Source organism: Mycobacterium sp. E1747 (assembly GCF_001667775.1).
In the GTDB taxonomy this organism is placed as follows: domain Bacteria; phylum Actinomycetota; class Actinomycetes; order Mycobacteriales; family Mycobacteriaceae; genus Mycobacterium.
The window spans coordinates 1-22,392 of sequence record NZ_LZJI01000213.1; the positions used below are offsets into that span (position 1 = coordinate 1).

Sequence of the window (22,392 nt, forward strand, 5' to 3'; positions counted from 1 at the left end):
CCCCGCCTCACGCATCCGACCCAGCAGCGCCGACGATTCCGGCGTGCACCGCGAGGCCAAGGAATACTCGAACATGTATTCGATCATACCGAGACCCGCTGACATTGATTCTGTTAAAGCGGCCGGGCTAGATGGTCGTGGCAGCCGCTGCCGGTGGTGACTCTCGCACCGACTGACGCCCTGCTGGGTCGTCTTCCAATTGATCTGTCCCACCGGTGCGCGGACGCCGAAGAAAGAGCCCCGACTGAGCGGACATGACTTCATCAGGAGCCTGGCAGTTCCCTCATCAATGTCTTGTCTGCCCGCCCGGCCGGGGTGTCCACCGTTGCCAGTAGGAACCAGCACAAGGAGACCCCACCATCGTGACAGCTTCACGGCTTGTCGTCATCGGCGCCGACACTCATCTCGACACGCTTCACCTCGCGGCCCTGGACTCGACGGGAAAACCGTTGGGCGACGCCCAGTTTCCGACCCGTCCGGTCGGCTATTACGTCGCGGTCAAATGGGCCCAAAGCTTCGGCGCGGTGCACATCGCCGGAGTCGAAGGCACCAGCTCCTATGGCGCCGGGTTGACTCGCGCCTTGCAAGACGCCGGGATCGAGGTAGCCGAAGTGATCCGCGCCGACCGGGCAGCGCGGCGCCGCCAGGGAAAGTCTGATCCGCTGGATGCCTATGCTGCAGCCCGCGCCGCCCTGGCCGGCTACGGCTTAGCCGTGCCCAAAGACGAACACACCCATGCCCTGCGGGCGCTGCTCATCGCGCGTCGCGGCGCGGTCAAAGCCCGTACCGCCGCGAGCAACCAGATCAAAGCGATGCTGATCACCGCGCCTGCCGAGTTGCAGGAACGCTACCGCCGCCACACCCCCACCCTGCTGACCCGCGCCCTGGCGCGATGCCGGCCCACCACCCAAGACGACCCCACCGCCGTGGCCGTACTGAGCGGGTGCAAAGCCCTCGCCCAACGCATCGAGTTCCTCGACCGCCAAATCAAAGACCTCACCGCCGAACTCGACACCCTCGTCACCGCCATCAACCCCGGCCTGCGCGCGGCCTTCGGCGTAGGACCTGACACTGCGGCCCAACTCATGATCACCGCCGGCACCAACCCCCACCGGCTGCGCAACCAAGCTGCCTTCGCCATGCTGTGCGGCGCGGCACCCATCCCGGCCTCCTCGGGCAAAACCACCCGTCACCGGCTGTCTCGCGGCGGAGACCGGGCCGCCAACAACGCCTTGCACCGCATTGCGCTCGTGCGCATGTCCAACGACCCACGCACCCGCGCCTACGTCACCCGCCAACTGGCCAACGGCCGCTCCAAAAAAGACATCCTGCGCCTACTCAAACGCGCCATCGCCCGCGAAATGTTCAGACTGCTCACCCAGCAGTGCGACATCGACAGCTACAGCGACCTACGCCCCACCCGACAAACCAAAAACATCACCCTGACCGCCCTCGCCAACCATTTCGGCGTCTGGCCCACCGTCATCTCCCGACTCGAACACGGACTCCAACGCGACGACGCGCTCGCACACAACTACCGCCAATGGCTCAACACCGCCTAACCCTTGACACCAATAGGAGCATCACGCTGCCTCGTCAGAAATGCGCGCGTACGCCCAGTGGATGGGGTTGACGTTGGCAGAGCGCCGAGCAGCGCTTACGGCAGGCGAGTCCGATGCCGCTTGGCGTGCGGCGGCACGCCGTTGACGCCACCGATCGACTCCGCGTAGCTGCCCACGGCGTATCCGACGCCAGAACCCAAGATGCCCAACGCGTCTCGGTTGATGGCGTCGACGGTCTCACGGGGACCTTGATAGTTGGGGTCGAACGGGGCGCCCGCTTGCCCACCCCACAGCCGGGCCTGCACCGTGGTCTTTTGTTGCGACGCCCCGGCCGTCATGCCCCCGACCGGCACTCCCGCGACCATGAAGGGGTGGTAGTCGGCGAGCGTGTTCAGCGGCATGTCCGCGGGCCGCTTGCCCGCCAGGTTGAGATAGCCGGCGAGGGTGCGCTCGATGCCGGCCGACCCGTCGGGGACGTCCGCGTACGTCACCCCCGGTGACGGCGGACCGGACTGATCGCCGTCTTCAGTGAAGAAGCCGGCGTTGGGCGAACCCAGCGTGGTGAAGTTGAGGTACATCGCGACGTCGTTGAGCTGATCGCTGTTCATGCCGAACACGTAATCCATGACGCCGTTGAGCCCGTCCTCGTCGGCCCCCCAGAACGCGAACCGCACCGCGTTGTTCACCGGCGCCAGTGGGCCCAGCTGCAGCGCCGTCTCCAGCACCGCGGCCACCCCGGTTCCGTCGTCGTTGATGCCCGGCCCGCCGCGGGGGCTGTCGAGGTGGGCGCCCACCACGATCACGTCGTGTGGCGAACCGGTCTTGGTCTGCGCCAGCACGTTTCGCGACGTGATCTTGACGTTGTGGGCATCCAGCACCAGGCGGATGGGCGCGGTTGAGCCGGCGAGCGCGGTCACGGTGGAGGGGTTGGCGACCGCGACCGGCACGGTCAGCTGCTTGAAGTAACCGGGAGTGAACAGGGTGGGCGGGGCGCCCTGGCCCGCGGGCGCACTGAGCACGACGAGCGCCGCCGCACCCCTGGCCACCGCGCTGTTCTGCTTGTCGACCACCGAACAACGCGTGTCGTCGACGACGGCGATCGAACCCTTGGGCAGCGCGGAAGGATAATCGCCCGCCGCGCAGCCCGACGGTTGGGTGGGCCGGACCGGCTGCCCGGTCAGGCCGCCGGGCGGTGTCTGGACCAGCAGCGAGGCCTGGTCGACGGTGTAGGCGCGGCCGGCGACCGTCATCGACGGCCTGCCCGGGGAGACGGTGTAGAGCCGGTCGAACTGGGGAGTCAGCACCTCGAATCCCTTGTCGCGCAGGGCTTTAGCCACGTAGTCGACGCTGGCGTCGTAACCCGGTGTGCCGTCGGCCCGGTTTCCCTTGTTCGCGTTGGCGATGTTCTGCAGCGCGTGTAGGTGGGTGAGCATCGCCTCGGCGGTCACCTTGCCGGCCAGGCTGTGGGCCAGATCCGGTGCGGCGGTGGGGGATCCCGGCCGCGCCGACGTGCAGGACGCCAGCAGCATGGTCGCCAGCAGGATTGCCGCGCTCAGCTGGCGGGTCATGGCTTGGTTAGCACGTGTCGCGTGCGGTCCTCCATCGTGGGCACACCGTTGTGGCCGCCGAGGTCCTGCGCGTACAGGCCCACCGCGTAGGCGACGCCGCCGCCGTTGATGCCCAGTGCCATCCGGTCGATGTGGTCGAGGGTGTCCGTCTTCTGGTGATAGTTGGGGTCGAACGGTTGGTCCGCGTTCCCGCCCCACAGCTTGGCCTGATCCGCGGACATCTTCGCCTCGGCGCCGGAGAACAGGCCGCCGGAGGGAACGCCCGCCAGGGTGAACCCGTCGTAGTCGGAACGGCCGTCGAACGAGGTGTCCTGCGCGGTCTTTCCGGCGGATTTCAGGTAGGCGACCAGCGTGCGCTCGATGCCGGCCGACCCCTCCGGCACCACCGGCTGGCCACGAACGTCCGCCGGCAGCGACTGGTCCCCGTCATAGGTGAAGTACCCGGGGTTCGGCGACGCGAGCATGTCGAAGTTCAGGTACAGCGCAATGCTTTTGAGCGCGGTCAGGTCCAGCGACTCGACGTAGTTGCGCGATCCGATCAGCCCGAGTTCCTCCGCGCCCCAGAACCCGAACCGCACCGCGTTGCGCACCGGTGGCGAATTACCCAGCCGCAGAGCGGTTTCCAATATCGCGGCCACGCCCGAACCGTTGTCGTTGATTCCCGGGCCTTCGGGCACGCTGTCCAGGTGGGCGCCGGCCATCACGACGTTGGTGGTCGAGCCCGTCTTGGTCTGGGCGATCACGTTGCGGGCCTTGAAGCTCTGGACGCTCGCGTTCAGCTTGATGGTGACGGGCCCCGGCTGGGTACGCAATTGCACGCCGACCGACTTGGTCACGCTCACGACCGGGATCTTGACGTTGGTGTCCGGCCCCAACGTGCCACCCATCTGTTGCTCGTCGACGTTGTCGGCGACGATCATCGCGACCGCCCCGCGCTGCGCCGCGGCGTCTTCCTTCTGGGCGAAGGGGCAACCGCCGCGGTCCACCAGGACCACGGCGCCCTGCGCGGGCAGGCTGCCGTAATCCGCAGGAGCGCAGCCGGGGCCGGTGCTGGCGGGAACGGCCACCAACGGCCCGCTCACGCCGCCCGGCGGGGTGCCGAGGCTGAAGTCCAGGGCGTGCGCCTCCACCGGCTTACCGCCCACGGTCACCTCCGGCTTGTCTCCGTGGAACACGCGCGCCGAGAATTCGGGCGTTTGCACGTCGAAACCCCTGCCGCGCAATGTGTTTACCACGTAGTCGACGCTGGCTTCGTAACCCGGGGTGCCGACCGCCCGGGTGCCGTTGTTGGCGTTGGCAATGTCCTGGAGCTTTGCCAGGTGCGCCATCATCGCGTCGCTCGTCACGTTGTCGTGCAAGGCGCTGGCGAACCGGGCCGCCGCGGCGGGGTCGCCCGTCGCCTGTTGCGAGTCGGCCGACTTGTGCCAGCAGCCGGCCGAGAATGCGGACAGGGCGACCACGACGAGCGCCGCGGGGACCGTCGTGAATTTGTTCACCATCGCGCCCCAGGTTAGACCGCGGCGCGACCGGCCATGATCAGGACACGGCAGTATCAGACGTACAGGGCGCTGAACGGCGCAAAGGGGATGTTGCGCACCGCAAACCACGCCCCGACCAACACCATGGCCACCACGGCGGACCAACGAGTGTGTTGCCAGCTGCGGATCCGCCTGCCCGCGAGCCGCCCGTAGGTCCAGGCGAGGTACGCCCACACCAAGAGCACGACAGCCGCCAGGCCCAATGCGTTGTACCTGGCGGCCGCCGTGATGTTGCCGTGCATCAGGGAATACAGCATGCGCAAGCTGCCGCATCCCGGACAGTCGATACCCAACAGCGCCTTGGTGGGGCACACCGGCAGCGGACCGTTGGGAGTGGTCGGGTCACCCGCCCAGATGGCGGCGCACATCAGCGTCGTGGACGCGGCCACCAGCAGTGGCGCACCCAGACTCGACGACGCCGACCCTTGACGGGTCACCATGATCGCGAACCGGGCTTAGAACATCGCGGCAAGCGCCGCATTGGTGTTCGTGTTCAGCGCGCCGACCGCCATCAGGATGCCGTAGATGATGCCCACGACGACACCGATGACCGCCGACCAGATCACCCATTTCTTGGCGCTCTCGGCGGACGCCTGCGCCTCGGCATAGCGGCCCTGCGCCCAGAGCCCGTTGACCTGGCTGGATTTGACGATCGCCACGATCCCGAAGGGGAGACAGCAGAACAGGGTCACCAGGATGGACCACACCAAATAATTATTCGGCGCTTGCCCGGCGGGCTGCTGCGGCGGGTAACCAGGCGGCGGAGGGGGCGGTGCCGGTGGCTGTGTCATGGATTCTCCAGTCCCGAGAAGTTAGCTGGCGTGAAGCGGTGCTAACCATACCCGAGCACAGTCGCGGCGGCACTAGCAATTTGAAAATCCCCTTTTGGCCCACTGACGCGCGTCGTGGCGGTCGCACGGCGTTCAGCCTGCGTTCTCCGGCCTACTCCTGCGGCCCGGCAGCGCTGACGGCAAGTCGTGATCCGAAACGTTATGAAAGGCAGCCATTTTCAGATAGGCCAGGAAGCAGGCCTCTACGCTGCGTCGCCGAAAAGGATGCCCAGACAGACAATTGCCAGCGGAATGTGTTGCTTTGTCACGACATAGCCCTACGATCCCTACTTAGCGGAAGCATGTTTTTCCGGTGAGTGGCGCCGGTACGACAACCGCCGAGGAGTCATGGGATGCCCTATCTCAGCAACGCGTTGCGAACCGTCGCGGCCGCGGCGCTCGCGGGCGGCTCCGCCTTAGCCGGCACGGCCACCTCTGCCGCGGATCCCGCGAACACCGGTAACGCGTCGGACATCAATACGCTTGCGGCATCGCTGTCAAAGGGCTACGGACCGAACAATTGCACGGCCCAGAGCCTCGCCACCGGCGAACTGGCGTCGCTGGCCTGCGGGCAGAGCCCCGACCCGGGGGGCCCCGTCCAGGCCAAGTACATCCTGTTCAACAACGGCGAGAACTTGGTCGGCTCGTTCAAGGCCAGCATCAAGGACGACGTGCTGAGCACGTGCGGCGACAGCGGCCAGTCGCCCACCAGTTGGCATCAGGGCAGCAACGGCAATGCCGGTCAGGTGGCCTGCGGGACTTATCAGAACGCCGCCGAGATCATCTGGACCACCGATGCCAAGAACACCTTGAGCTATATCCGTGGGCCGAACAACGACGCCGCGGCGTTGTATCAGTGGTGGCGGGCCAACGGCTGACATCTCGTTGGGGGGCAAGGGATTTCTGCATCACCCATCCAACAACCGCAGGGAGGCAACGAAAATGTCACATCTCACCATCGCGCTGCGAGCCGCATCGGCCGCGGCTTTCACCGGATGTCTGGCTTTCGCGGGTAGCGCCATCGCGGTGGCGGAACCCAACACGGGCAGCGCCGCCGATATGAACACGCTGGCCGCCAACCTGTCGAAGGGCTACGGCCTCAACAACTGCAAGCCGCAGGAGCTGACCGAATCCGGCGAACTGGCCGAGCTCCTGTGCGGACAGAGCCCCGACCCCAGCGGACCGGGCTCGGGCGTTTACGCCCTCTTCTCCAACGGCACGAATCTGAGCGCCGCGTTCAGTTCCACCATCAAGGACGTGTCCCTGGCCGCTTGCGGTGATGCCGGGCAGTCACCGGGAACGTGGAAGCAGAACGGCCAGACGGGCGGCCAGATCGCCTGCGGCACCTACAAAAACTACGCGACGTTGACCTGGACCACCGACGCCAAGAACGTGTTGGGCCACCTCACCGCGGCCAACTCCGACGTCAACGCCCTTTATCAGTGGTGGCGCACGAACGGCTGACCTCTCAGCCCAGCGCGGACACCAGTTCGGCCACGGCGCGCATCCCGGCCGCGTTCGGGTGCAACGGCGCCACGCGGCCCGGCAGCGGCACACCGGGTCTCGTGGTCCACGGGTCGCCCGACCACGCGTGATGCTCGCGGCTGGCCGCGGCGGCCCCGACGATCTCGCAGCCGGTCGCCATCGCCGCGTCGGCCGTGAGTCGCTCCAGCGTCGCGGCCACGTGGCGGCCGAGATCGGCATCGGCTTGCGAAAGCGGGGCGGCCGGCGTGCCCGCCGGCGGCAGGACGGTCAGGTAGTCGACGAAGACGACCCGGGCCCGCGGTGCGCGCTCGCGCACCGCGTGGCCGACAGCGCACAACGATTCGAACACCGTGTCGAGCGCCTCGATCCGGGCGTCGCGGTCCAGTAGTTCGGCAATGCGCCCACCCAGCAGTGGCAGCCGGCGGGCAGGGCGCGGCACCGATGCGGCCATCAGCAGCGGGATGTAGCCGACGTCGTTGCCGCCGATGGTGATGGTCACCAGACTTTCAGAGCCGTTCAGGGCGGCGATCTGCGGTGGTGCACCGCGCTGGCGATCGGCGAGCACGTGGGCGGTGGTCGCACCGGAAAAGGTGACGTCTACCAGATCCAGGCCGCATCGCCGCGCGATGAGGTGCGGGTAGTTGCGCGCCGACCGGCCCGAGCCCCAGGGAGCCCCCGCGACGCGGGGCCGGATGCCCGGTCCCGCGGCCATCGAACTGCCCAGCGCCACATAACGTTTCATCGCTGGGGGCTGGACGCCTGCGCCCAGAAACGCTTGGGAATCCGCCCCGCACGGCGGGCCAGATAGCCGGCGGTGACCGCGGCGGCCATCGCGGCCGCCATCGTCGTCGGATCGGCGGCCCGGGTCACCGCGGTGGCCAAAAGCACCGCGTCGCAACCCAACTCCATCGCCAGCGCGGCGTCGCTCGCGGTGCCGATACCGGCGTCGAGCACCACCGGAACGCCGGCCCGGGCGACGATCATCTCGATGTTGTGCGGGTTGGTGATGCCCAGGCCGGTGCCGATGGGCGATCCCAGCGGCATGACCGCGGCACAGCCGGCGTCCTCGAGCCGCCGGGCCAACACCGGGTCGTCGTTCGTGTAGGGCAGCACGACGAAGCCCTCGTCGACCAACTGCTCCGCCGCCCGGACCAATTCGACCGCGTCGGGCAACAGCGTGCGCTCGTCGGCGATCACCTCCAGCTTGACCCAATTGGTGTTCAGCGCCTCGCGGGCCAGCTGCGCGGTGAGCACCGCCTCCGCCGCGCCGCGGCACCCCGCGGTGTTGGGCAGCGGCGTGATGCCGAGCCGGTTGAGCAGGTCGAGCAGGCCGGTCCCGCCCTCGGCGTCGACCCGCCGCATCGCGACAGTGGTCAGCTCGGTGCCCGACGCGACCAGCGCCTCTTCCAGCGCGGCCAGGCTGGTCGCTCCCCCGGTGCCCATGATGAGCCGCGAGGCGAAGCTGCGATCGCCGATGGTGAGTTTGGTTTCAGCCACCCTGCACCGCCGTCAGCACCTCGAGCCGAGCGCCGCCGGAAAGCGTTGCGCTCCAGCGTGATCGGGGCAGCACCGCGTCGTCGATCGCCACCGCGACGCCCCGGTCCGGGTAACCGAGCGACTCCAGCAGCGCGGCCACCGTGGTCCGCTCGTCGATCTCGACCTTCCGCTCGTTGACCACGACGATCATGACCGCGCTCCGACCGGGGCGAGTTGCGAAACGATCTGTTCCGCGGTCCACGGCGCCAGCAGGAAACCCGACCGACCGTGGCCGCCGGCCACCAGTGTTCGCTCGTCCAGGCGGTGCACCAGGGGCAGGTTGTCGGGCGTCATCGGGCGCAGCCCGGCGGCGGACTCGGCCAACTCGTATTCGCCCAGCGCCGGCAACACCGCGCAGGCGTCGTCGAGCAGGTCGCGCACCCCCGACACCACCGGGGCGGTGTCGCGGCCGTGTTCGTACTGGGTGGCGCCGACCACCACCCCGTCGGCGCGCGGAACGAGGTAGACCTGGCGCCCGTGGACGCGGGCGCGAATGACGCGCTGCGGCACCGGCATACACCCCCGCCGCCAGCGCAGCCGCAGCACCTCGCCCTTGACCGGGCGCACCGGCAGGCCCGGCCACAGCGCGGGGGCGTCGATGCCGTTGGCGATCACCACCGCGTCGCCGTCGACCGACAGGTCGCGCGCCGGCGGCGCCCAGCGCACCCCGAGCCGCTCGCACTCCGCCGCCAGGGCGTCCAGCACCGCGCGGTTGTCCACGGCCAGCTCGGTGGGCGCCCGAAAGCCGTGCCGGATGCCTTGCGCCAGCAGCGGTTCGGTGTCCCGGGCGGCCGACTCCCAGACCACCGGGTGACCCTGTGCGGACAACCAGTCGGCGACGGTGCGCAGATCCGCGACGTCGGCCCGGTCGACCGCCACCACCAGCGACTCCCGCGCGGTCACCACCTGCGGCGGCAGCCCGTCGAGGAAGCCGCCCTCGCGCCACAGCCGCAGCGACTCGAGGCCGAGCCGCAACAGCCGTTCCTCGCCGGGCCAGCCTTCGCTGTGCGGCGCCAGCATGCCCCCGGCGACCCACGACGCGCCCTTCTCGGCGGTGCGGTGCACCCGCACCGACCACCCTTCCTGCGCCGCGCGGCGCGCCACTGCCAGGCCGATGATGCCGCCACCGATGACGGCCAGCGAGCCGAGCTCCGATGACATCCCGTCCATTCCGGGGCCTCCCTTCGCCGGCATGACCCGGATCAGGTGTGACGGTAAGGGCGGCGCGCCCACTCTCAGACCCCGTTCCCGGGACTCCCGTGTCTGCACGTTCTTCGGCCTCCACGCTAGCGCGCTAGCGTCGCGGTGTGCATCAGCGAGTTACCCGCCTGGCGGCCGCGCGCCTATATCTGTGCACCGACGCGCGGCGCGAGCGCGGTGATTTGGCCCAGTTCGCCGACGCCGCCCTGGCCGGCGGGGTCGACATCATCCAGCTGCGCGACAAGGGATCGCCCGGTGAGCAACGGTTCGGGCCGTTGGAGGCGCGCGACGAGCTCGCCGCGTGCGAGGTCCTGGCCGACGCGGCCCGCCGCCACGGCGCCCTGTTCGCGGTCAACGACCGGGCCGACATCGCCCGCGCGGCCGGCGCCGACGTGCTGCACCTGGGGCAGGGCGACCTGCCGCTGCACGTGGCCCGGGAATTCGTCGGCCCGGACACGCTGCTTGGCCTGTCCAGCCACGACCCCGACCAGGCCGCGGAGGCCGCCGAGGGAGAGGCCGACTACTTCTGCGTCGGCCCGTGCTGGCCCACTCCGACCAAGCCGGGCCGCGAGGCCCCCGGCCTGGGGCTGGTGCGGGCGGCGGCCGAGCTCGGCGGGGACAAGCCGTGGTTCGCGATCGGCGGTATCGACGAGCAGCGGCTGCCTGCGGTGCTCTCCGCCGGCGCCCGGCGCATCGTGGTGGTGCGGGCGATCACCGCCGCCTCCGACCCGCGTGCGGCGGCGCGGCGGCTCAGCTCAGCGCTTGCAGCAGCGAGTTGATGCGGGGATGAAGCGGCGCCTCATCGGCCTCCCCCGGCATACACCACACGAAGACGCCGTCGTCGATCTCGATCGTGCGCGGCAGGTGCCGCCGTCGTTCGTCGCCCCGGCCCAGCGGCAGCAGCGCCGTGGCGGTGCGCAGTCGTTGCCAGCTCGCCGCGAAGCCCGGATGCAGCGGCAGCTCGACCACCTCGTCCTCGGCGACCCAGCGCATCTCGGCGCTCTCCCGGTTGGGCACGGTGTGCAGCTGCTCGGCCGCGTCGGCGACGACCGTGGTGTAGGTCCAGCGCGCGCCGCCGAGCCCGGCGACCTCGGCGGTGACCACCGTCGACCGCACGGTCAGCAGCTCGCCCAGCAGGCCGGCCTCCTCGTGCGCCTCGCGGACCGCGGTCTCCTCCGGCGTCTCGTGGCTGTCGCGCGCCCCGCCCGGCAGGCCCCAGGTGCCGCCCTGGTGGCTCCAGACCGCGCGGTGCTGCAGCAGCACCGCCGGGGTGCCGTCCGGCCGCGGGGCGCGAAGCAGCAGACCCGCCGCGCCGAAACGACCCCAATAGTGGGCGCCGCTGTCGGAAACCACCCAGCCGTCACCGTCGCCCTGCACGCGTTCAGGATATGCACGTGATCGGCTGGTCAATTGGTCTGCCTCCACCCATCCGCCGCAACATTCTCTTAGAATTCGCTTATAGAGTTTCGTGCAGCGTTCCAGTGGCCGCGAAAGATGAGGGCTGATTCGACGTGACGGTTGAGCTGGCGCACCCGTCGACGGAACCGCAGGGTTCGCGGTCGCCGGCGGAACCAGCCCACCCGCGCTGGTGGTTCATCTCCACCACGCCGGGTCGCATTCTGAGCATCGGAATCGTGCTGGCCGTGCTCGGCGGCATCTGCGCCTTCGCCACCTCCACCACGATCAACCATCGGCAGCAGGTGCTGACCACGGTGCTCAACCACACCGAGCCGCTGTCGTTCGCCGCCGGACGGCTCTACACCACCCTCTCGGTGGCCGACGCCGCGGCGGCCACCGCGTTCATCGCGGAAGCCGAGCCACCGCCCGTGCGGCAGCGCTACGAGCAGGCCATCACCGACGCGGCGGTGGCGGTCACCCGGGCGTCCAGCGGGCTCACCGACGAACCGCTGGTGCAGCTGCTGGGCCGGATCAACGCCGAGCTGGCCGTCTACACCGGCCTGATCGAAATCGCCCGGACCAACAACCGCGAGGGCAACCCGGTCGGGTCGTCGTACCTGTCGGAGGCATCGGGGCTGATGCAGTCGACGATCCTGCCCGACGCGGCACGGCTGTATCAGGCGACGTCGGAGCGGGTGGACGCGGAAACCACTGCGTCCACGCAGATTCCGGCGCCGGTCATCCTGGTGGTCACCGCGACCGCTGTCTTCGGCGCCTTCTCCCATCGGTGGCTGGCCCGGCGCACCCGCCGCCGGATCAACCCGGGGCTGGTCGTGGGCGGCCTCGCTATTCTCGTCATGGTGGTATGGGTCGGAACTGCGCTAACGATCTCCACGGCCGCCAGCCGTAGCGCCAAGAACACCGCCGCGGACTCGCTGCGGATCGTGACCAACGTCGCGATCACCGCCCAGCAGGCCCGCGCCGATGAGACGCTGTCGCTGATCCGCCGCGGGGACGAAGAGAAGCGCAAGCAGTCGTTCTATCAGCGCATCGACTCCATGCACTCCCAGCTCGATCAGTACATGGTCCGCAGCGACGCCGTCGACAAGCCCGACCTGGAGGGCGCCGACCAGCTGCTGCTGCGCTGGCGGCAGGCCAACGACCGGATCAACTCCTACATCTCGGTGGGTAACTACCGGGCGGCCACGCAGGTGGCCCTCGGCAGCAGCGAGGACGACTCCACCCCGGCGTTCGACAAGCTCGAGGACCAGTTGGTCAAGGCCATCAACCAGAGCCGCAACCACCTGCGCAACGACGTCCTGAGCGCGCGCACTGGGCTGTCCGGCGCCCAGGTGGGCGGCGTGGTGCTCAGCCTCGGCGCCGCCATCGCGGTGGCCCTGGGCCTGTGGCCAAGGCTGAGAGAGTACCGATAATGATGACGCGCGCGCTCGCTGCGCTCGCCGCGCTGGCAACGGCGGGCGTGCTGGCAGGGTGCTCGCACACCGAGTCGCTGACGGTCGCCAAGGTGCCGACGCTGCCGCCGCCCACCCCGGTCGGCATGCAGCAGCTGCCAACGGAGCCGCCGCTGCCGGCCGACGACCCCAGCCAGGGCTGCGACCTGACCGCGAGCCTGCGGCCCTTCCCGACCAAGGCCCAGGCGGACGCCGCCGTCGCCGACATCCGCGCCCGCGGCCGGCTGATCGTCGGGCTCGACATCGGCAGCAACCTGTTCAGCTTCCGCGACCCGATCACCGGCGAGATCACCGGTTTCGACGTCGACATCGCCGGGGAGATCGCCCGCGACATCTTCGGCGCCCCGTCGCACGTCGAATACCGCATCCTGTCGTCCGACGAGCGCGTCACCGCCCTGCAGCACTCCGAGGTCGACGTGGTGGTCAAGACCATGACCATCACCTGCGACCGGCGCAAGCAGGTCAACTTCTCGACGGTCTACCTCGACGCCAACCAGCGCATCCTGGCCCCGCGGGATTCCCCGATCGCCAAGGTGAGCGACCTGTCCGGCAAGCGGGTCTGCGTGGCCAAAGGCACGACGTCACTGCACCGGATCCGCCAGATCGACCCGCCGCCGGTCGTGGTGTCGGTGGTCAACTGGGCCGACTGCCTGGTGGCGATGCAGCAGCGCGAGATCGACGCCGTCAGCACCGACGACTCGATCCTGGCCGGGCTGGTCGAGGAGGACCCGTACCTGCACATCGTCGGGCCCAACATGGCCACCCAGCCCTACGGCATCGGGGTCAACCTCACCAACACCGGCCTGGTCCGGTTCGTCAACGGCACCCTGGAGCGCATCCGCCGGGACGGTACGTGGAACACCTTGTACCGCAAGTGGTTGACGGTGCTGGGGCCCGCGCCGGCCCCGCCCACGCCGAGGTATCTGGACTGATGGCCGAGTCGGAGAAGATCGAGCAGCCCGAAACCGCTGCCGACGAGAGCCCGGGCACCCAACCGCCGGACACGCAGGGCCCGGCGACCGGGCGCATCCAGGCCACCCAGGCGCTGTTCCGGCCTGACTTCGACGATGACGATGACGACTTTCCGCACATCTCGCTGGGCACGCTGGACAGCGAACCGCAGGTGAGCGTGGGGACGCGGGTGCTGCCACCGGTCAGGCAACTCGGTGGCGGCCTGGTCGAGATTCCGCGGGTGCGCGACATCGACCCGCTCGAGGCCCTGATGAGCAACCCGGTGGTGCCGGAGGGCAAGCGGTTCTGCTGGAACTGCGGGAAACCGGTCGGCCGGTCCGGCAAGGAGGGCAAGGGCAAGTCGGAGGGCTGGTGCCCCGCCTGCGGCAGCGCGTATTCGTTTCTGCCACAGCTGAATCCGGGTGACATCGTCGCCAACCAGTACGAGGTGAAGGGCTACATCGCGCACGGCGGCCTGGGCTGGGTCTACCTGGCGGTCGACCACAACGTCAACGATCGCCCGGTGGTGCTCAAGGGCTTGGTGCACTCCGGCGACGCCGAAGCGCAGGCGATCGCGATGGCCGAGCGGCAGTTCCTCGCCGAGGTCGTCCACCCGCAGATCGTGCAGATCTTCAACTTCGTCGAGCACAAGGACCGCGGCGGCAACCCGGTCGGCTACATCGTGATGGAGTACATCGGCGGGCAGCCGCTCAAGCACGGCAAGGACAAGAAGCTACCCGTCGCCGAGGCCATCGCCTACCTGCTGGAGATCCTGCCGGCACTGACCTATCTGCACTCGATCGGCTTGGTGTACAACGACCTCAAGCCGGAGAACATCATGCTCACCGAGGAGCAGCTGAAGCTGATCGACCTGGGCGCGGTGTCGCGGATCAACTCGTTCGGCTACCTCTACGGCACGCCCGGGTTCCAGGCGCCGGAGATCGTGCGGACCGGCCCGACGGTCGCGACCGACATCTACACCGTCGGACGCACCCTCGCGGCGCTGACGGTCAACCTGCCCACCCGCAACGGCCGCTACGTCGACGGCCTGCCCGAAGACGACTCCGTGCTGGAGACCTACGACTCGTACCGCCGGTTGCTGCGCCGCGCCACCGACCCCGACCCGCGGCGCCGGTTCGCCAGCACCGAGGAACTGTCCGCCCAGCTGATGGGCGTGCTGCGGGAGGTCGTCGCCCAGGACACCGGCGTGCCGCGGCCCGGTCTGTCGACCATCTTCAGCCCGAGCCGCTCGACGTTCGGGGTGGATCTGCTGGTCGCGCACACCGACGTCTACCTCGACGGCCAGGTGCACTCGGAGCGGCTGACGGCCCGCGAGATCGTCACGGCGCTGCAGGTGCCCCTCGTGGATCCGGCCGACGTCGCCGCCCCCGTGCTGCAGGCCACGGTGCTCTCCCAGCCGGTGCAGACTCTGGATTCGTTGCGGGCGGCCCGCCACGGCACGCTGGACGCCGACGGCGTCGAGGTGTCCGAGTCGATCGAGTTGCCGCTGATGGAGGTTCGCGCGCTGCTGGACCTTGGCGACGTGGCCAAGGCCACCCGCAAGCTGGACGACCTGGCCGAGCGGGTGGGCTGGCAGTGGCGGCTGGTCTGGTACAAGGCCGTCGCCGAGCTGCTCACCGGTGACTACGATTCCGCCACAACACATTTCACCGAGGTGCTGGACACCTTCCCCGGTGAGCTGGCGCCCAAACTGGCGTTGGCCGCCACCGCCGAGCTGGCCGGCAATGTCGACGAGCAGAAGCACTACCAGACGGTGTGGAAGACCAACGACGGCGTGATCTCGGCGGCTTTCGGGTTGGCCAGATGGCTGTCCGCCGAGGGCGATCGCGCCGGCGCGGTGCGCACGCTGGACGAGGTGCCGCCCACCTCAAGGCATTTCACCACCGCGCGGCTGACGAGTGCGGTGACCCTGCTGTCCGGGCGGTCGAAGAGCGAGATCACCGAGGAGGACATCCGCGACGCCGCTCGGCGCGTGGAGGCGCTGCCCCCCACCGAACCGCGTGTGCTGCAGATCCGCGCGCTGGTGCTGGGCTGCGCGATGGACTGGCTGGAGGACAACAAGGCCAGCACTAATCACATCCTGGGCTTCCCGTTCACCGAGCACGGGCTGCGGCTGGGCGTCGAGGCCGCGCTGCGCAACCTGGCCCGGGTCGCGCCCACCCAACGCCACCGCTATGCGCTGGTGGACATGGCGAACCGGGTGCGGCCGACGAGCACGTTCTAGGTTGCGCCCGTTGCTCTATCGCGGTCTTCGCCCAGGGCTTCGCGGGTGCATTCAGGGCGTTGACTGTGCAGCCAGGGCGGCGACACGCCGGGCGGCCCCGCCCTCAATGCACAGTGAAAGCCATCAGAGCACACCCGACGCCATCAGAGCCGCGAGTGTGCGGCCGTGGCGCCGAGTGTGCGGCCCTGGCGCCAAGTGTGCGGCCGTGGCGCCGAGTGTGCGGTCCTGGCATCGAGTGTGCGGCCAAGGCGCAGAGTGTGCGGCCGTGGCGGCGAGTGTGCGGCCGTGGCGGCGAGTGTGCGGCCGTGGCGGCGACACGCCGAAAAGCTCCACCCTCAACGCACAGCCAACACCCTCAGAGCACAGCCAACACCCTCAGAGCACAGCCAACGCCCTCGAAGCACACTCGATGGCCCACACCGAAGACAACGCCTCAGAGCACCGTCGACTGGCGCGCGGCCAGCGCGGCTCGCACCCGGTCGATGATTCCGGCGGGTCGGTCCTCCGCGACAACCCGAATGATGATCCAGCCCATCTCCTCCAACGTCTCGATGCGCCGGATGTCCTTGACGTATTGGCGACGGTCGGTCCGGTGTTGGTCGCCGTCGTATTCGACGGCGACCATCTGTTCAGGCCAACCCAGGTCGAGATAGGCGAACGGGATGCCGTCATCTCCGACCACCGGTATCTGCGTGTGCGGGCGGGGAACGCCCGCGTCGATGAGGAGCAGACGCAGGTAGCTTTCCCTCGGCGAAGCCGCCCCCGAGTCGACGAATTCCAGCGCCGTCTCGAGCCGGCGCAGTCCCGGCGAGCCCGGATGGGATTGTGCGACCTTCAGCACATCGTCGACCTTGAGTCCCGTTGCGCGAGCGAGAGCGTCGAGGCGCACCACCGCCGAGCGGATCGCGCCGCGCCGGCCGATGTCGAAGGCGGTGCGCTCAGGGGTGGTCACGAGCATCCCGCGCGCAACCTGCGTCTCGCCATCGATCAACGCGTAGCGCCTCGTCAGCACACCATGCGGTGCGCGAGACCGGTTGAAGGCCAACTCGATGGGAACGTCGTCCGGGATCCACCGTGATCCGTGCAACGACGCGGCGGCGGCCCCGGTGATGACGGCCCGGCGACCCGACCACAGCCATGCGGCGGCGATGCGCCCGTCGAGCGTCGGCATGACGTCATTCGGCAAGTACACGTTCGGAAACACCGCGCGGAAGCGCGTGCGCAATTGATGACGGCTGACGACGCCCATCGCCAGTGCCTCGCTGCCGACGAACGGTTCTCCCACGGGAAGCATCCGTGGACGATGGCACACCGCTCAGAATGCGCACCGACGCTTATCCACAGTGAAAACTTAAGTTCGTACCGCACAGTTGGTGCATGCCAGGGCAGTCCGCCGCGTGGGTCGCCACCGCCCGCGTGCTCCGCCGCGCCGGCTTCGGGGCGGTTTCTACGGCGACGAACCCAGCCTGACCGACCTCGATAACGGGGACTTGAAGTACACCACCGACTTTCGCGACATATACCACGAGCTGCTCGCGGGGACCGTGGGGACGGATCCCGCGCCGTCGGTGGGTGCCGGACGGAAGAGCCTCGGCTTCCTAACCGGTTAGCGCGCTCACGCAGTCACGGGCGATGGCCAGTTCCTCGTTGGTCGGGATCACCAGCACGGCGATCGGGGATTCCTCGGCGGAGATCTGCCGGGCGTCCTTGCCGCCGCCGAGGTTGCGGCGCTCGTCGAGCATGATGCCCAATTCCTCCATACCGGCCACCGCGTCGCGGCGCACCGCCGCGTCGTTCTCCCCGATGCCGGCGGTGAAGGTGATGACGTCGGTGTGCCCCAGCACCGCCAGGTAGGCACCGATGTACTTGCGCAGCCGATGGGTGAACACGCTGTAGGCCAATTGCGCTGCCGCATCGCCGGATTCGATCATCGTGCGCAGCCTCCGGAAGTCGCGCTCCCCCGACAGCCCGACCACCCCGGACCGCTGGTTGAGCATCGACTCCACGTCGTCGACGCGCATCTTCGCGGTGTGGCACAGGTAGCTGACGATGCTTGGATCGATGTCGCCGCTGCGGGTACCCATCACCAAACCCTCCAGCGGCGTCAGGCCCATCGACGTGTCGAGGGGCCGGCTGCCGGCGATCGCCGACGCCGAGCATCCGTTACCCAGGTGCAGCACAATCTGTTTCAGGCCGTCCAGCGGCCGGTCCAGGAAGGCGGCGGCCTGCTGGCTCACATAGCGGTGCGACGTGCCGTGGAACCCGTAACGGCGGATCTTCCAGCGTTCGGCCACGCCGCGGTCGATCGCATAGGTCGCGGCCGCGGGCGGCATGTCGTGGAAGAACGCGGTGTCGAAGACCGCGATGTGCGGGACGTCCGGCAGCAGCTTGCGGGCCACCTCGATTCCCTTGATCGCGGGCGGGTTGTGCAGCGGCGCCAGTTCCGACAATTCGTCGAGCTTGCGGATCACCGCGTCGTCCACCGGTGTGGGCCGATAGAAGGTGTTGCCGCCGTGGACGACCCGGTGCCCGACCGCCACCAGGCCGCAATCCCCCAGGTCGATGCCGTGCTCCGACAACATATCGAACGCTTGGCGCAGGGCCGCGTCGTGGTCGCGAACCGTCGACGAGCCCTCCCCGATCCGTTCGACGTTGCCGGTCGCGCGGGCCACGCCCGAGTCCGGTTCGAGCAACTGGTATTTCAGCGACGACGAGCCGGAGTTGATCACCAGTACGGCCCGGTCCGCGCTAGTCACGGACGTCCTGCGCCTGGATCGCGGTGATCGCAACGGTATTCACGATGTCCTCGACCAGCGCCCCGCGGGACAGGTCGTTCACCGGCTTGCGCAGGCCCTGCAACACCGGCCCGATGGCGATCGCCCCGGCGCTGCGCTGCACGGCCTTATAGGTGTTGTTGCCGGTGTTCAGGTCGGGGAAGACCAGCACGGTGGCGCGGCCGGCCACCGGCGAGCCGCGCAGCTTGGTGGCCGCGACGGACGGCTCGATCGCGGCATCGTATTGGATGGGGCCCTCGACCGGCAGCTGCGGCTCTCTCTTGCGCACCAATTCCGTTGCGGTCCTGACCTTGTCGACGTCGGCACCGGTGCCCGACTCGCCGGTCGAATACGACAGCATCGCGACCCGCGGCTCGATGCCGAACTGCGCCGCGGTGCGCGCGGACGAGATCGCGATGTCGGCCAGCTGCTCCGGTGTCGGGTTCGGGATGATCGCGCAGTCGCCGTAGGCCAGCACCCGATCCGGCAGGCACATCAGGAAAATGCTGGACACCGTGGACACGTCGGGCACGGTCTTGATGATCTCGAAGGCCGGGCGAACCGTGTGCGCCGTGGTGTGGGCGGCGCCCGACACCATGCCGTCGACCATGCCGTTGTAGACCATCATCGTGCCGAAATACGTGGCGTCAAGCATGATCTCGCGGGCGTGCTCGGCGGTGACACCCTTGGCCTTGCGTAGTTCGGCGTACTGGTCGGCGAACCCGGAGCGGAGCTCGCTGGTGCGCGGGTCGATCACCTGCGCGCCGTCGAGGTCCACCCCGAGCTCCCCCGCACGCTGCCGGATCTGCGCCTCGTCGCCGAGCACGGTGAGGTCGGCGACGCGGCGCTGCAGCACCCGGCCGGCAGATTTGAGGATGCGGTCGTCGTCCCCCTCGGGCAGCACGATGTGCTTGCGGTCCGCCCGCGCCTGCAGCGTGAGCCGGTGGATGAACATCTGCGGCGTGGTCACGGTGGGTATCGGAATAGCAAGCTGCTCAAGCAGATCCGGGACGTCGACGTAACGGTCCATCAGCTCCAGCGCGGTGTCGATCTTGCGCTGCGAATTCGCCGTGACGCGGCCGCGGGCCGCGGCGGCCGCGCTGGCGGCGTCGTAGGTGCCCAGCGCGGTGGCGACGATCGGCAGCCGCAGCCGCAGCCCGGCGACCAGGGCCGCGATGGACGGGTGCAGCTGGAAGCCACCGTTGAGGACGATGCAGGACAGCGACGGAAAGCCCTCGGCCCCATGGGCGCTCGCCACGGCCAGCACTACGTCCGACCGGTCCCCGGGGGTGATCACCGCCATGCCGTCGCTCAGGCGTTCCAGCACGTGGTCGGCGGTCATGCCGGCGACCAGCACATCGGTGACCTCGCGGTCGCGCAGCGACGCCTCACCGCTGACCGGCGTTCCGCCGACCGCCTTTTCGAGTTCGGCCACCGTCGGGGCCGACAGCAGCGGCTCTTCGGGCAGCACGTAGCTGCGTTGGGTGAAGGCCTCCAGCGCCTCGGCGACCTCGTCCAGCTGAGCTGGTTCGCAGCGGTTGGCGACCACCGCGGCGGCGTGGGCGCGCTGCATGGCCAGCTCGGCCAGGCACACCTCGACGACGCGGGCCACCTCGTCGGGGGTGCGGCCGCGGCCGCTGACCGTGAGCAGCACCGGCGCGCCGAGGTTGACGGCGATCCGGGCGTTGACCGAAAGCTCGGCCGGCCGCGCGACGTCGGTGTAGTCGCTGCCCACGATCACCACCGCGTCGCAGTCGTCGGCCATCGCGTGATAGGCGTCGACGATGGTGGCGATCGCGGTGTCGGTGTCGGCGTGCAGCTGTTGGTACGTGACGCCGACGCACTGCTCGTAGGGCACGCCCGCGGTGGTGTGCTGCAGCAGCAGGTCGAGGATGTAGTCGCGGTCCTTGTCGTCGGGAACGCGCGTGATGGGCCGGAACACGCCGACCTTGGCGACTGTCGCGGTCAGCCGGTGCAGCAGCCCGAGCGCGAGCGTCGACTTGCCGGTCTCCGGTTCCGGAGCGGCGATGTAGATGGCCGAGGGTTCAGCCAAGTCGCCGCAGCCTGGGTGCCAGGTCTTTCTCGAAGAGCTCGAGGAACCGGCGCTGGTCGTGGCCGGGGGCGTGGAACACCAGGTGGTTGAGCCCCCAGTCGACGTAGTCCTTGACCTTTGCCACGGCCTCGTCGGGGTCGGACGCGACGATCCAGCGCTTGGCGACCTGCTCGATCGGCAGGGCGTCGGCGGCCTTCTCCATCTCGATCGGGTCGTCGATGCTGTGCTTCTGCTCGGCGGTCAGCGACAGCGGGGCCCAGAACCGGGTGTTCTCCAGCGCCAGCTCGGGGTCCGGGTCGTAGGAGATCTTGATCTCGATCATCTTGTCGATGTCGTCGACGTTGCGGTCGTTGGCCGCCGCCCCCTCCTTGACGGCCGGGATCAGCTTGTCCTTGTACAGCTCCTCGCCCTTGCCGGAGGTGCAGATGAAGCCGTCGCCGGCCCGCCCGGCGTATTTCGCCACGGCCGGGCCGCCGGCGGCGACGTAGATCGGGACGCCACCCTCGGGCACGTCGTAGATCGAGGCGCCCTTCAGGCGGTAGTACTCGCCGTCGAAATCGACGCGGTCGCCGCGCCACAGTTCGCGCATCAGGCGCACGGATTCGCGCAGCCGGGCGAATCGCTCCTTGAACTCCGGCCAGTCGCCTTCGTATCCGGTGGCGATCTCGTTCAGCGCCTCGCCGGTGCCCACACCGAGGAAGATGCGGTCCGGGTACAGGCACGCCATGGTGGCGAATGCCTGGGCGATGACGGCGGGGTTGTAGCGAAAGGTCGGGGTGAGCACCGAGGTGCCCAGCACGATGCGCTTGGTGCGTTCGCCGACGGCGGTCATCCAGGCCAGCGAGAAGGGGGCATGCCCGCCCTCGTGCCGCCACGGCTGGAAATGGTCACTGACGGTAGCGCTGTCCATGCCGTGACCTTCGGCGGCGACAGCGAGTTCGACGAGCTCGCGCGGTGCGAATTGTTCGGCGGATGCCTTGTATCCAAGTTTCAGTTCAGCCACGGGTCATTTCTACTCCCCGCATACACTCGCGGGCATGGCGGAGCTAGTTCAGGTCACCGACCGGGTGCACCTCGCCCGGGGCGACGCGGTCAACTGGACGCTGGTCACCGACGACACCGGCGTGATGCTGATCGACGCCGGCTATCCCGGCGACCGCCAGGACGTGCTGGGCTCACTGTCCGCGCTGGGCTACGGCCCCCACGACGTGCGCGCCATCGTGTTGACGCACGCGCACATCGACCACCTGGGCACCGCCATCTGGTTCGCCGACGCGCACGGCATCCCGGTGTACTGCCATGCCGACGAGGTGGGCCACGCGAAGCGTGAGTACCTCGAGCAGGTGTCCATAGTCGATGTCGCGCTGCGGATTTGGCGCCCCCGGTGGGCCAAGTGGACGGCCCACGTGGTCCGCAGCGGCGGCCTGATCCGCGACGGCATCCCGACGGCCCAGCCGCTGACCGCGGAGCTGGCCGCGAGCCTGCCCGGCCAACCGGCGCCGGTTTTCAGTCCCGGGCACACCAACGGGCACTGCTCGTATCTGGTCGACGGCGTGCTGGTCAGCGGCGACGCCCTGATCACCGGGCACCCGCTGCTGCGCCGGAGCGGGCCGCAGCTGCTGCCGGCGATCTTCAGCTACAGCCAGCAGGACTGCATTCGCACCCTGTCCGCGCTGGCGCTGCTCGACACCGAGGTACTGCTGCCGGGGCACGGCGACGTATGGCGCGGACCGATCCGGGAGGCGACGGCGGCGGCCCTCGCGCTGGCCGAAAGCTGAGC

21 protein-coding genes and 1 riboswitch are annotated in these 22,392 nt (G+C 69.1%); of the genes, 8 read left to right on the plus strand and 13 right to left on the minus strand.

What is annotated here, in order from left to right; all coding sequences use genetic code 11:
* The first annotated feature begins 362 nt into the window (after nucleotides 1–362).
* Nucleotides 363–1,562, plus strand: a complete 1,200-nt coding sequence (locus A5695_RS22775; protein ID WP_068087629.1) for an IS110 family transposase — start codon at nucleotides 363–365, stop codon at nucleotides 1,560–1,562.
* A gap of 95 nt (nucleotides 1,563–1,657) precedes the next feature.
* On the opposite strand, the gene A5695_RS22780 is transcribed toward A5695_RS22775, so the two are convergent.
* From A5695_RS22780 to A5695_RS22795, 4 genes are read right to left on the minus strand one after another with little or no spacing between them, the layout of a single operon-like run.
* A complete protein-coding gene (locus A5695_RS22780) occupies nucleotides 1,658–3,130 on the minus strand; it encodes a M28 family peptidase (RefSeq protein ID WP_068087632.1) in 1,473 nt (490 codons plus the stop codon).
* Entirely contained in the window at nucleotides 3,127–4,629 is a 1,503-nt protein-coding gene (locus A5695_RS22785) for a M28 family metallopeptidase (protein ID WP_068087635.1), read from the minus strand. The genes A5695_RS22780 and A5695_RS22785 overlap by 4 nt, the downstream gene beginning before the upstream one ends.
* A 53-nt stretch (nucleotides 4,630–4,682) precedes the next feature.
* Nucleotides 4,683–5,108 (minus strand): DUF2752 domain-containing protein, encoded by a 426-nt coding sequence (locus A5695_RS22790; protein ID WP_068087638.1) that lies wholly within the window; start codon nucleotides 5,106–5,108, stop codon nucleotides 4,683–4,685.
* Between the two features lie 15 nt (nucleotides 5,109–5,123).
* Complete coding sequence (locus A5695_RS22795) at nucleotides 5,124–5,459, minus strand: CD225/dispanin family protein (RefSeq protein ID WP_067264203.1); 336 nt, start codon at nucleotides 5,457–5,459, stop codon at nucleotides 5,124–5,126.
* A gap of 392 nt (nucleotides 5,460–5,851) precedes the next feature.
* Between A5695_RS22795 and A5695_RS22800 the strand changes: the two genes are divergently transcribed.
* Together A5695_RS22800 and A5695_RS22805 are read left to right on the plus strand one after the other, a co-directional pair.
* Complete coding sequence (locus A5695_RS22800; RefSeq protein WP_068087641.1) at nucleotides 5,852–6,376, plus strand: serine/threonine protein kinase; 525 nt, start codon at nucleotides 5,852–5,854, stop codon at nucleotides 6,374–6,376.
* Nucleotides 6,377–6,440: 64 nt separating this feature from the next.
* Nucleotides 6,441–6,962, plus strand: a complete 522-nt coding sequence (locus A5695_RS22805; protein ID WP_068087644.1) for a serine/threonine protein kinase — start codon at nucleotides 6,441–6,443, stop codon at nucleotides 6,960–6,962.
* A 4-nt stretch (nucleotides 6,963–6,966) separates the two neighbouring features.
* Here the strand turns inward: A5695_RS22805 and A5695_RS22810 are convergent, their stop codons facing one another.
* From A5695_RS22810 to thiO, 4 genes are read right to left on the minus strand one after another with little or no spacing between them, the layout of a single operon-like run.
* On the minus strand, nucleotides 6,967–7,725 hold the full coding sequence (locus A5695_RS22810) for an SGNH/GDSL hydrolase family protein (protein WP_068087647.1): 759 nt from the start codon (nucleotides 7,723–7,725) through the stop codon (nucleotides 6,967–6,969).
* Nucleotides 7,722–8,480, minus strand: coding sequence for a thiazole synthase (locus A5695_RS22815; protein ID WP_068087650.1), 759 nt, complete (start codon nucleotides 8,478–8,480; stop codon nucleotides 7,722–7,724). Before A5695_RS22815 ends, A5695_RS22810 begins: the two co-directional genes overlap by 4 nt.
* Complete coding sequence (gene thiS, locus A5695_RS22820; RefSeq protein WP_068087653.1) at nucleotides 8,473–8,670, minus strand: sulfur carrier protein ThiS; 198 nt, start codon at nucleotides 8,668–8,670, stop codon at nucleotides 8,473–8,475. The genes A5695_RS22815 and thiS overlap by 8 nt, the downstream gene beginning before the upstream one ends.
* Nucleotides 8,667–9,680: a glycine oxidase ThiO gene (thiO, locus tag A5695_RS22825; protein WP_068087752.1), complete on the minus strand. Its 1,014-nt coding sequence runs from the start codon at nucleotides 9,678–9,680 to the stop codon at nucleotides 8,667–8,669. The genes thiS and thiO overlap by 4 nt, the downstream gene beginning before the upstream one ends.
* A 1-nt stretch (nucleotide 9,681) precedes the next feature.
* A riboswitch (TPP riboswitch) is annotated at nucleotides 9,682–9,790 on the minus strand.
* A gap of 36 nt (nucleotides 9,791–9,826) precedes the next feature.
* Between thiO and thiE the strand changes: the two genes are divergently transcribed.
* Nucleotides 9,827–10,498: a thiamine phosphate synthase gene (thiE, locus tag A5695_RS22830; RefSeq protein WP_068087656.1), complete on the plus strand. Its 672-nt coding sequence runs from the start codon at nucleotides 9,827–9,829 to the stop codon at nucleotides 10,496–10,498.
* Here the strand turns inward: thiE and A5695_RS22835 are convergent.
* A complete protein-coding gene (locus tag A5695_RS22835) occupies nucleotides 10,470–11,096 on the minus strand; it encodes an NUDIX hydrolase (RefSeq protein ID WP_068087659.1) in 627 nt (208 codons plus the stop codon). The two genes, thiE and A5695_RS22835, sit on opposite strands and share 29 nt — an antisense overlap.
* A gap of 134 nt (nucleotides 11,097–11,230) precedes the next feature.
* Between A5695_RS22835 and glnX the strand changes: the two genes are divergently transcribed.
* The 3 genes from glnX to A5695_RS22850 are packed head-to-tail and all read left to right on the plus strand — an operon-like array spanning nucleotide 11,231 to nucleotide 15,785.
* Nucleotides 11,231–12,550 carry a protein kinase G-activating protein GlnX gene (gene glnX / locus A5695_RS22840; protein ID WP_068087661.1) on the plus strand — a complete coding sequence of 440 codons (1,320 nt, stop codon included), beginning with the start codon at nucleotides 11,231–11,233 and terminating at the stop codon, nucleotides 12,548–12,550.
* A complete protein-coding gene (locus tag A5695_RS22845) occupies nucleotides 12,550–13,521 on the plus strand; it encodes a glutamate ABC transporter substrate-binding protein (protein ID WP_156749812.1) in 972 nt (323 codons plus the stop codon). The genes glnX and A5695_RS22845 overlap by 1 nt, the downstream gene beginning before the upstream one ends.
* A complete protein-coding gene (locus A5695_RS22850) occupies nucleotides 13,521–15,785 on the plus strand; it encodes a serine/threonine-protein kinase PknG (RefSeq protein WP_068087664.1) in 2,265 nt (754 codons plus the stop codon). The genes A5695_RS22845 and A5695_RS22850 overlap by 1 nt, the downstream gene beginning before the upstream one ends.
* A gap of 433 nt (nucleotides 15,786–16,218) precedes the next feature.
* Here the strand turns inward: A5695_RS22850 and A5695_RS22855 are convergent, their stop codons facing one another.
* From A5695_RS22855 to fgd, 4 genes are all read right to left on the minus strand, one after another.
* Nucleotides 16,219–17,079, minus strand: coding sequence for a hypothetical protein (locus A5695_RS22855; RefSeq protein WP_068087667.1), 861 nt, complete (start codon nucleotides 17,077–17,079; stop codon nucleotides 16,219–16,221).
* Nucleotides 17,080–17,383: 304 nt separating this feature from the next.
* Entirely contained in the window at nucleotides 17,384–18,541 is a 1,158-nt protein-coding gene (locus A5695_RS22865; RefSeq protein ID WP_068087673.1) for an acetate kinase, read from the minus strand.
* Complete coding sequence (pta, locus tag A5695_RS22870; protein WP_068087676.1) at nucleotides 18,534–20,612, minus strand: phosphate acetyltransferase; 2,079 nt, start codon at nucleotides 20,610–20,612, stop codon at nucleotides 18,534–18,536. The genes A5695_RS22865 and pta overlap by 8 nt, the downstream gene beginning before the upstream one ends.
* Nucleotides 20,605–21,615, minus strand: coding sequence for a glucose-6-phosphate dehydrogenase (coenzyme-F420) (fgd, locus tag A5695_RS22875; RefSeq protein ID WP_068087681.1), 1,011 nt, complete (start codon nucleotides 21,613–21,615; stop codon nucleotides 20,605–20,607). The genes pta and fgd overlap by 8 nt, the downstream gene beginning before the upstream one ends.
* 34 nt (nucleotides 21,616–21,649) lie before the next feature.
* On the opposite strand from fgd, the gene A5695_RS22880 reads away from it, so the two are divergent.
* The gene (locus A5695_RS22880; protein WP_068087683.1) at nucleotides 21,650–22,390 is read left to right on the plus strand and encodes an MBL fold metallo-hydrolase; all 741 of its coding nucleotides are present in this window, start codon (nucleotides 21,650–21,652) and stop codon (nucleotides 22,388–22,390) included.
* The last annotated feature ends 2 nt before the right edge of the window (nucleotides 22,391–22,392 follow it).